Here is a 9,417-nt window from a genome sequence, read left to right as displayed (position 1 = left end):
GTGTTGTCGGAAGCCGACCACCACGCGTTAACAACTGTCCGCATATCGGATGTAACTGATTGTTAAGGCCGTGCATGCTCCTGGTTAAGCGGAGGCCTTCTCACGTGAGAACACCTCGACGAGCTTCTCGCAGAAGCGCGGCAGGTCGCCGGGGTTGCGGCTGGTCACCAGCGCGGACGGGCCGGACTCGTCGACCACGACCTCCTCGTCGACCCACTCGGCCCCCGCGTTGCGCAGGTCGGTCTGCAGGCTGGGCCACGAGGTGAGCCGCCTGCCGCGCACGACGTCGGCCTCGATCAGCGTCCACGGCGCGTGGCAGATCGCGGCGACGGGCTTGCCCATGGCGAAGAACCTGGCGATGAACCGCACCGCGTCGGGGTCGGTGCGCAGGAAGTCGGGGTTGGCGACCCCGCCGGGCAGCACGAGCGCGTCGAAGCCGGACACGTCGGCGCCGTCGACCACCTGGTCCACGGTGAAGGTGTCGGCCTTGTCCAGGTGGTTGAACGCCTGCACCTCGCCACTGTCGGTGGAGACCAGCACCGGGGTCGCGCCTTGCTGCTCGACCGCCTTCCAGGGCTCGGTGAGCTCCACCTGCTCGATGCCCTCCGGGGCGACGAGGAAGGCGATCTTGCGGTCAGCGAGCTGGGCCATCAGGCCCTCCTTCCGATCGGGACGTGCTGTCCAGGCGGGGTTCCCGATCGGCGCTGTCCTAATCAGCCCTTGAGGTCCGGGAAGTCGTCCTCGGTGAACTCGCCCGCCACGGTGGCGCCCGGGTCGCCGTGCGCCTCGGCCTCGCGGCCGCGCAGCTCGACGCGGCGGATCTTGCCGGAGATGGTCTTGGGCAGCTCGGCGAACTCCAGGCGGCGGATCCGCTTGTAGGGGGCCAGGTTCTCGCGGGCGAACGCGAGGATGGAACGCGCGGTCTCGGCCGTGGGCTCGTGGCCCGCGGCCAGCACGACGTAGGCCTTGGGCACCGCCAGCCGGATCGGGTCCGGCGAGGGCACGACGGCGGCCTCGGCGACGGCGGGGTGCTCGATGAGCGCGCTCTCCAGCTCGAACGGGGAGATCCGGTAGTCCGACGCCTTGAACACGTCGTCGGCGCGGCCGACGTAGGTGATGTAGCCGTCGGCGTCGCGGGAGCCGACGTCGCCGGTATGGTAGACGCCCTCGCGCATGGCCTCGGCGGTGCGCTCGTCGTCGTCGGCGTAGCCGGTCATCAGCCCGACCGGGCGCGGGTCGAGCACGACGCAGATCTCGCCCTCGTCGGCGCGCTCGCCGGTGGCCGGGTCGACCAGCGCGATGTCGAAGCCGGGCAGCGGGCGGCCCATGGAGCCCGGCTTGACCGGCTGGCCGGGCGTGTTGGCGATGAGCACGCTGGTCTCGGTCTGGCCGAAGCCGTCGCGGATGGTCACGCCCCAGGCCCGCGAGACCTGCTCGATGACCTCGGGGTTGAGCGGCTCGCCCGCGCCGACGACTTTGCTCGGCGGGGTCTTGAGCTGGGTCAGGTCGGCCTGGATGAGCATGCGCCACACGGTGGGCGGGGCGCAGAAGCTGGTGACGCCGCAGCGGTCCATCTGGGACAGGAGCGCGGCGGCGTCGAAGCGGGTGTAGTTGTAGAGGAACACCGTCGCCTCGGCGTTGAGCGGGGCGAACAGGTTGCTCCAGGCGTGCTTGGCCCAGCCGGGCGAGGAGATGTTGAGGTGCACGTCGCCGGGGCGCAGGCCGATCCAGTACATCGTGGACAGGTGGCCGACGGGGTAGGACACGTGCGTGTGCCGCACCAGCTTCGGGCGCGCGGTGGTGCCGGAGGTGAAGTAGAGCAGCAGGGTGTCGTCGGCCCTGGTGGGCGCGTCGGGGGCGAAGGCGACGTCGGTGGCCGCCGAGTCCGAGTAGTGGTGCCAGCCCAGGACCGGCTCGCCGACGGCGACGCGGGTGTAGTCGCCGGGGACGTCGTCGAACTTGGCCGCGTCGGCGGAGCGGGCGACGACGTGCCCGGCCGCGCCCCGCTCCACCCGGTCGCGCAGGTCGGCCGGGCCGAGCAGGGTGGTGGCGGGGATGACGACGGCGCCGAGCTTCATCGCGGCGAGGATGGTCTCCCACAGCTCGCCCTGGTTGCCGAGCATGAGGACCAGCCGGTCGCCGCGCGCGACGCCGAGGCCGCGCAGCCAGTTGGCGACCTGGTTGGACCGGTGGGACAGCTCGGAGTAGGTCCAGGACGTCTCCGAGCCGTCCTCCTCGACGATCCACAGCGCCCTGCGGCTCGCGGTCGGCTCCTGCGCGGCGACCGCGTCGAACCAGTCCAGCGCCCAGTTGAACTCCTCGGGCCGAGGCCAGGCGAACCCGGACCTGGCCGCGTCGTAGTCCTCGCCGTGGGAGACCAGCAGGTCACGGGCGGCGCGAAAGTCCTGGGACACGGTGGCACGCTCCTCGTTGAACCGACGACCAGGATCGAGCCTAACCCGGCGGGCTCACTCCCCCGTGAACTCGGGCTCGCGCCGTTCGAGGAACGCCTGCACCGCCTCGCCCAGGTCCTTGCTGGGCAGGAAGGCGGAGTTCCAGGCGGCGACGTAGCGCAGGCCGTCGGCGACGCGGCGCTCCCGCTCGAGGCCGAGGACGTCCTTGGTGCCCTGCACGACCAGCGGCGGGTTGGCGGCGATCTCGGTGGCCAGCGCGCGGGCGGCGGCGAGCACGGCGTCCTGGTCGGGGAAGACCTCGTTGACCAGGCCGATGCGCTCGGCGCGGGCGGAGTCGATGTCCTTGCCGGTGAGCGCGAGCTCGCGCAGGTGGCCCTCGCCGATGACGCCGGACAGCCGTTGCAGGCTGCCCAGGTCGGCGACGATGGCGACCTTGACCTCGCGGACGCTGAACTTGGCCTCCGCGCTGGCGAGCCGGATGTCGGCCGCGGCGATGACGTCCACGCCGCCGCCGATGCACCAGCCGGACACCGCGGCGACGACCGGCTTGCGGCAGGCGGCGATGGAGGTGACCGCGTCCTGCAGGCCGCGGATCTCGTCGAGGAACCTCGTGCGCGGCCCGGCGAGCGACTCGCCGCCGAGCATCCCGCCCCAGGCGGGCATCATCGCGGGCAGGTCGAGGCCGTAGGAGAAGTGCTTGCCACTGCCGGTGAGCACGACGGCGCGCACCTCGGGGTCGCGGTCCAGCGCGCCGAACACCTGGGGCAGCTCCCGCCAGAAGTCGGGCCCCATGGCGTTGCCCTTGCCGGGCCCGAGCAGTGTGACTTCCGCGACGTGGTCGGCGACGTCGACAGCGAGGGAGACCAGGTTTTCCGTCATGCCAAAGACATTACTCATGGGTAACTTCCCTGTCACCCCGGCTTCCACTCGATCGTGTCCGCCGAATGGCCGGGCGTCGTGGGTCCGAACGGGTAGGTTGCCCATCGCCGACCAAGCGAGGGGAGCCCGGATGGCAGGCCAGCCCGTGATGTCCACACCGATCTTCGACGAATTGCTGCGCGAGATGCGCGGGAGCGCCGTCGAGGAGAAGGTCGAGGAGAGCGCGGAGGACAAGGCCGAGCAGCCCGCCCCCGCGGCGACGCAGGCCGTGGGCACACCCGCCCCGAAGGCCAAACCGGGATCGGGTGGGCGCAGGCGCAAGGACTGACTGATCACGTCGGCCTTCTCGCTACCGACCAGTAGCCTGGGGGGATGACCGGGATCGCCGCCACCGCAGCCCCGCACCAGAGCCCCGTCGAGCGCACGGGCTCGTTCCAGGTCGACGGGCAGACACTGCGCTTCACGGAGTTCGGCTCCGGCCCGCGCGTGGTCGTGCTCACGCACGGCCAGTTGATGACCCGCACCATGCACGCCCCGCTCGCCAGGTCGCTGGCCGCCGCCGGGTTCCGGGTGCTGACCCTGGACCTGCTGGGGCACGGCGGCTCCGACCGGCCGACCGAGTCCTGGCGCTACTCGATGACCACCTGGGCCACCCAGGTGGTGGCGCTGCTCGACCACCTGGGCGTGGAGCGGGCCGTGATCGGCGGGACCTCCCTCGGCGCGAACGTCACCCTCGAGGTGGCGGTGGCCGCGCCGGACCGCGCCGCCGGGCTCGTGGTGGAGATGCCGGTGCTGGACAACGCGATCGTCGCGGGTCTGCTGGCGTTCGCGCCGCTGCTGTTCAGCGCCCGCTTCATCCCGCCCGCCGTGCGTGGTCTCGCCGCGCTGGCCCGCCGGGTGCCGCGCGGGCGGCAGTGGGTCGACACCGTCACCGAGACGCTGTCGCAGGAGCCCGCGGCGATGGCCGCCGTGGTGCACGGCATCTTCTTCGGCCGCATCGCCCCGCCGACCACCCTGCGCACCGCGATCCAGGTGCCCGCCCTGGTCATCGGCCACCAGCGGGACCCGATCCACCCGTTCGGCGACGCGCACATGCTCGCGGGCGAGCTGCCGCGCGCGGAGTTCGTCGAGGCGAGCAGCCCGGTGGAGCTGCGGTTCTCCCCGGCCCGGCTGACCGCGACGATCGTGCGGTTCCTGGACGAGCGCTTCGCCGCCGCGGGCATCACCGGCTGAGCCAGGGGTTCGACGTCGAGTCCGGGCCCCGGACGCCGAGTGGTCGACAGACGCCCGGGATGTCGGGGGCTGGGGGCATGATGGGCGTGTGGACAGCTACCAACACGTCTCCCAGGCCCCGACCCTGCCGGGCGGGGCCCACGCGGGCGCGGCCGAGCCCGCGGAGTTCGACGTGGCCGCGCTCTACTCCGGACCGGTCTCCGGGGGCGAGGCGGACGGGCGCGCGCTGCCACTGGACGAGAAGCTGCGCCAGGCGTACTTCTGGATCGTCAACCACGCGATCATCAGCCCGCACTACGACGTCGAGTTCGCCGAGGGGCCCAGCCCGTCGGTCTCGCTCGGGGACTCCAAGGCTCGGCTGACCCTGCCGAGTGGACAGAGCTACTCCAGCTTCGTGCTCATCCCGCTGCTGACCTTCGCGGTGCGGCGGCGGTGCCTGCTCGTCGGCGGGCCCGGCCGGGGCAAGACGGCCAGCGCGGTGCTGATGGGTGTGCTGGCCGGGTACCCGCTGCGCGAGGTGCGGCGGGCGATGCAGCACGGGCACCCGCAGCTGACCATCGCCGACCTGCTGGGCACCCCGCTCCCGGCCGACCTGATCAAGGCGGAGCGGATCGGCGACATCGACATCGCCTGGCGGTCCTGGCTGTCCATGCGGGTCAAGATCATCGACGAGTACAACCGCATCCCGACCCGCACCCAGTCGGCGCTGCTGACGCTGATGTCCGACGGGTACGCCGAGGTGTTCGACCAGGTCTACGAGGCCGCCGACTCCGCCTGGTACCTCACGGCGAACGACGACGCGGGCGGTGGCACCTACCAGGTGATCGAGGCGCTGCGCGACCGGATCGACGTGGTGGTGCACGCGCTGCAGTTCAACAGCCGGTTCCTCGGCGAACTGGTCACCAGGATCGAGCAGCGGCTGCGCCCGGAGGAGGTGGTGCCGCCGGAGATCGTGTTCAGCGAGGCCGAGCACGAGCGGGTCTCCGCGGAGATCCTGCGGGTCCCGCTGCCCGCCCCGGTGCTGCGGCGGCTGGAGTTCTTTTCCGCGCAGTTCGAGCTGCTCGAGCAGGCGGGCGAGCAGTTCGAGTACCGCACCAAGGACACCGCCAAGCTCGCCGGGGTCGACCCGCACCTGCTCGCGGCCACCGAGACCGGCCGCGACCGGCTGGCCGACCTGGGCTCGCAGACGCTCAACGGCCTGTCGGTGCGCGCGCTGCAGAGCACGATCGCCTACGCCAAGGCGCTGGCCTACTTCCGCGACCGCGAGGAGGTCGGCCTCGACGACCTGCGCGCGGTGCTGCCGTTCGTGCTGCACGACAAGCTCGTGCCCGACGACAACTCCCCCGCCTTCGAGGACCCGTCGCACCGCCCGTACCGCACCGACCGGGTGAGCTGGATCAGGCACCTGTTCGACCGCGCGTGCGCCGAGTACGACCGGATCGACCTGGACGCCGACGACCCGGTGGGCGCCATGCTCGCCGAGTTCGACCGGGGCCTGGACGGGGTCGGCGAGTCGGAGGTGACCGCCCGGCTGTCGCGGATCGAGGGGCTGCTGACCGACTCGTCGCGCTCGCGCAAGCTCTACGGGCACACCTACGACGACGCGCTCGCGTTGAAGTACCTGCACCAGCGGTACGTCAACTACCGCTCCTGGCTGCGGTGGCGCCCGTGAGCTCCCCGTTCCACCAAGCGCTCGAACGCAACCGCGACCGCTACAACGCCCAGTTCGCCCTGGCCCGGCACCGCACCCGGTCGCTGTCGGCGACCGAGTTCCTCGACCACCTGCGCGCCCATGTCGGCCCGGTCGTGGACGCGTCCGGTGTGGACGACCCGGTCCCGCTGACCGACGCGCTGGTCAGCCTGTCGCTGCGGCTGGCCGAGCGGGGCTGGCTGACCGAGGGCACGCCGACGGCGCGGGCGTTCGCCGCCCTTCCGATGCTGGCGTGGTTCGTGGGCCACGCGCCCACCCGGGTGCCCGCCGCGGTCCTCAACGCCGCCCGGACCATCGACGCGGCCCCGAGGGGGCAGCTCGGGCGGTGGTTGGGCGCGATGGTCCGGATGGCGGGGGTGATCCCGCCGGACCGGACCGACCTGCTGCTCGACGCGGGGGCGGTCGCGGCCTGGCGGTGCGGCGTCGCCCTGCTGCGCCGGTCCGCCCTGGCGGCGCTGCGCGGGCTGCCCGCCGACGTGGCCGCCGTCGCCCTGGGCGACCCGGTCGACGGGCCCACGCTCCAGCGGCTGGCCGCCGACCCGTGGGCGGCGCCTGCAGGCGGGGAACCCGGACTGCTGGTGCGCGAGCGGGTCGGGGCGTTCACCGGCTTCGGCGGGCCGTTCCCGCGCCCGCCGGTCGTGCGCGCGGTGGACGGGCGCTGGTACGCCGAGGTGAGCGAGCGGGCGTGGGAGGTCGCCGTCGACCGGTTCGGGTGGGACCTGCGGCGGGTGCCCGCGGTGCCCGCGGGCGCGGCGGCGGGCTCGTCGCTGCGGTTCGACGGGGTCGGGGAGGTCAGCGACGGCCGGGGCGGGGTGCTGCGGCTGCCGGAGTTGGCGGCCACCACGAGCGTGGCCGGGATCGGCGACACGCTGGCGGTCACCACCCGGTACTCGCACCGCATCGTGTTCGTGGGGCGGTCAGCGTGAAGACCTCGGCGATGGCCCGCCAGTGGACCCGGGCGTGGCCGGACGCGCTCAAGGCGTGGGGCCGGTTCGTCACGGTGCACCCGCCGGTGCTGTGCGAGTCCACCAAGCTGGCCAGGGCGGAGGGCCTGACGGGCAGCTTCGCGATGTTCCGGCTCACCGACCGCACGGTGGTGCTCGACCTGCAGGCCGCCAACGACCTGAACCTGGGCCAGCACGGCGTCGAGGTGCTCGCGCACGAGATCGGCCACCACGTGCTGTGCCCGGCCGACCTCGCCGACGGGGCGCGGCTGCTGGCCAGGGTCCGCCGCTGCCTGCCCGACCTGGAGCAGCACGCCCCGCTGGTGGCCAACCTCTACGCCGACGCGCTGATCAACGACCGGTTGCAGCGCAGCCGGGGCCTGGACATGGCCGGGGTCTACCAGCGGATGCCGCGCGGGTCGGCCAGCGGGCTGTGGTCGTTCTACCTGCGCGTGTTCGAGCGGCTGTGGGCGCTGGAGACGGGCACCCTGGTCGACCGGGTGCACACCGACACCGACACCGACGCGGGCCTGGCCGCGCGGCTGGTCCGGGTCTACGCGACCGACTGGCTCGCGGGCGCGGGCGGCTTCGCGATGCTGTGCTACCGCTACCTGGCCGAGGCGGGCGAGAAGGAGGCGAGCGCGCTGCTGGCCCGCACCTGCCGCGCCGGGCTCAGCGCGGGCGACCAGGTCCCGGGGTTGACCGCCGACGACGACGGGCCGCTGGTGCACCCGGTGCACGACCCGAGGGTCAACGACTTCGCCCCCGCGGACGTGGAACTCGACGAGTCCGGGGAGCAGCGGGAGAAGACGACCGACGCCCAGTTCCGGGAGCCGTTCGAGTACGGGGAGATCCTGCGCCAACTGGGCTTGGCGGTCTCCGACGAGGACATGGCCGCCCGCTACTACCGCGAGCGCGCCGCCCCGCACCTGGTGCCGTTCCCCGTGCGGCGCACCCCGGCCCTGCTCGAACCCCTGCCCGAGGGCCTGGAGAACTGGGACGTCGGCGAGCCGCTGGAGCGGGTCGACTGGCTCAGCACGGCACTGCGCTCGCCGGTGGTCGTGCCGGGCGTCACCACCGTCCAGCGCCACGACGGCACGATGGAGGGCCGGGAGTCCGACCCGGAACCGGTCGACCTGGATCTGTACATCGATTCCTCCGGGTCGATGCCCAACCCGCGCGAGGCGGTGTCGTACCTGGCGCTGGCCGGGGCGATCCTGGCGCTGTCGGCGCTGCGAATGGGCGCGCGGGTGCAGGCGACCCTGTGGAGCGGCAAGAAGCAGGTGCTGGTGACCGACGGCTTCGTCCGCGACGAGACGGCGGTCCTGCGCGTGCTGACCGGCTACTTCGGCGGTGCGACGGCGTTCCCGCTGCCCACGATGCGCGAGACCTACGCCCGACCGCGCCGCGCCACCCACATCGTGGTCATCTCCGACGAGGGCGTGGACACCCTGTTCCGCGGCACCGACGAGCAGGGCAGACCGGGCTCGGACATCGCCGCCTCGGCCCTGGCCGGGGCGGGCGCGGGCGGCACCCTGCTGCTGCACCTGTTCCGCCCCGACCGACTCGCCACGATCGCCGAGATGGCCCCGGGCTGGGACGCGCACGCGGTGGGCGACTGGGCCGACCTGGTGGCCTTCGCCGCCGCGTTCAGCCGCCGCACCTACGACAGGAGCAAGGCATGACCAGCCCCCCGGCGCCCTCCGTGGCCGACCTGACCCGCAGGCTCGCCGACACCCCGCCCGCCTTCCTGGACGAGACCACCGCCTACCCGCCCGCCGTCGTCTCCGACGTCCTCACCACCCTCGGCGGCGCACCCCTGACCCCGGGCCAGGCCACTGTGTTCGAGCAGGGCACCCCCAACTGGCAACGCCTGGTCCTGGTCACCTGCTGGCTGGCCGCCGCTCTCCCGTCGAACCCCGAGGTGCCCGCCAGCCTGCACTCCCTCCTGGTGGCGCACCTGGCAGAACTGGCAGACCTCATCGACGCCACCCGCTTCACCGACGACCCAGACCGCCGCGAAGAACTCGCCCGCCTCCTGCTCCACGCGGTCGAGGCGCTCCCCGCGGGCGAGACCCGAGCCCAAGCCGAGGACCGCTTCTCCACAGTGGACAGCGTCCGCCGCAGGCGCCTCGTCGCCGAGGCGGAGGCCGCCGAGGCCAGGGCGGCCGCCATCCGCAAGGCGATGGCCGACAAACGGGCCAAGGAAGCCGCCGCCCGCTACAGCCAGGTGTGA

9 protein-coding genes are annotated in these 9,417 nt (G+C 73.0%); 6 read left to right on the top strand and 3 right to left on the bottom strand.

The annotated features are described in order from the left end of the window. Positions 1-84 precede the first annotated feature (84 nt). The 3 genes from GCL84_RS15875 to GCL84_RS15865 all read right to left on the bottom strand — a co-directional run bounded on the left by GCL84_RS15875 (position 85) and on the right by GCL84_RS15865 (position 3,293). The gene (locus GCL84_RS15875; protein WP_156756240.1) at positions 85-651 is read right to left on the bottom strand and encodes a type 1 glutamine amidotransferase domain-containing protein; all 567 of its coding nucleotides are present in this window, start codon (positions 649-651) and stop codon (positions 85-87) included. Positions 652-713: 62 nt separating this feature from the next. Further along, a complete protein-coding gene (locus tag GCL84_RS15870; protein WP_156756239.1) occupies positions 714-2,414 on the bottom strand; it encodes an AMP-binding protein in 1,701 nt (566 codons plus the stop codon). A 54-nt stretch (positions 2,415-2,468) separates the two neighbouring features. Continuing rightward, a complete protein-coding gene (locus GCL84_RS15865; RefSeq protein ID WP_197523285.1) occupies positions 2,469-3,293 on the bottom strand; it encodes a crotonase/enoyl-CoA hydratase family protein in 825 nt (274 codons plus the stop codon). Positions 3,294-3,423: 130 nt separating this feature from the next. Between GCL84_RS15865 and GCL84_RS15860 the strand changes: the two genes are divergently transcribed. The 6 genes from GCL84_RS15860 (at position 3,424) to GCL84_RS15835 (ending at position 9,417) form a co-directional block, all read left to right on the top strand. Further along, complete coding sequence (locus tag GCL84_RS15860) at positions 3,424-3,621, top strand: hypothetical protein (RefSeq protein ID WP_156756237.1); 198 nt, start codon at positions 3,424-3,426, stop codon at positions 3,619-3,621. A 44-nt stretch (positions 3,622-3,665) separates the two neighbouring features. Then, positions 3,666-4,526 (top strand): alpha/beta fold hydrolase, encoded by an 861-nt coding sequence (locus tag GCL84_RS15855; RefSeq protein ID WP_156756236.1) that lies wholly within the window; start codon positions 3,666-3,668, stop codon positions 4,524-4,526. An 88-nt stretch (positions 4,527-4,614) separates the two neighbouring features. Further along, a complete protein-coding gene (locus tag GCL84_RS15850; protein WP_156756235.1) occupies positions 4,615-6,198 on the top strand; it encodes a MoxR family ATPase in 1,584 nt (527 codons plus the stop codon). Then, positions 6,195-7,163 (top strand): serine/threonine-protein kinase, encoded by a 969-nt coding sequence (locus tag GCL84_RS15845; protein ID WP_156756234.1) that lies wholly within the window; start codon positions 6,195-6,197, stop codon positions 7,161-7,163. The genes GCL84_RS15850 and GCL84_RS15845 overlap by 4 nt, the downstream gene beginning before the upstream one ends. Beyond that, positions 7,160-8,866 carry a hypothetical protein gene (locus GCL84_RS15840; protein WP_197523284.1) on the top strand — a complete coding sequence of 569 codons (1,707 nt, stop codon included), beginning with the start codon at positions 7,160-7,162 and terminating at the stop codon, positions 8,864-8,866. The genes GCL84_RS15845 and GCL84_RS15840 overlap by 4 nt, the downstream gene beginning before the upstream one ends. Continuing rightward, positions 8,863-9,417, top strand: coding sequence for a hypothetical protein (locus GCL84_RS15835; RefSeq protein WP_156756233.1), 555 nt, complete (start codon positions 8,863-8,865; stop codon positions 9,415-9,417). Before GCL84_RS15840 ends, GCL84_RS15835 begins: the two co-directional genes overlap by 4 nt.

It is taken from the genome of Actinokineospora pegani, assembly GCF_009745975.1.
GTDB classification, from domain to species: domain Bacteria; phylum Actinomycetota; class Actinomycetes; order Mycobacteriales; family Pseudonocardiaceae; genus Actinokineospora; species Actinokineospora pegani.
Note: the sequence above shows the minus strand (reverse complement) of the source record. Positions and strands in the feature narration are given on the sequence as shown.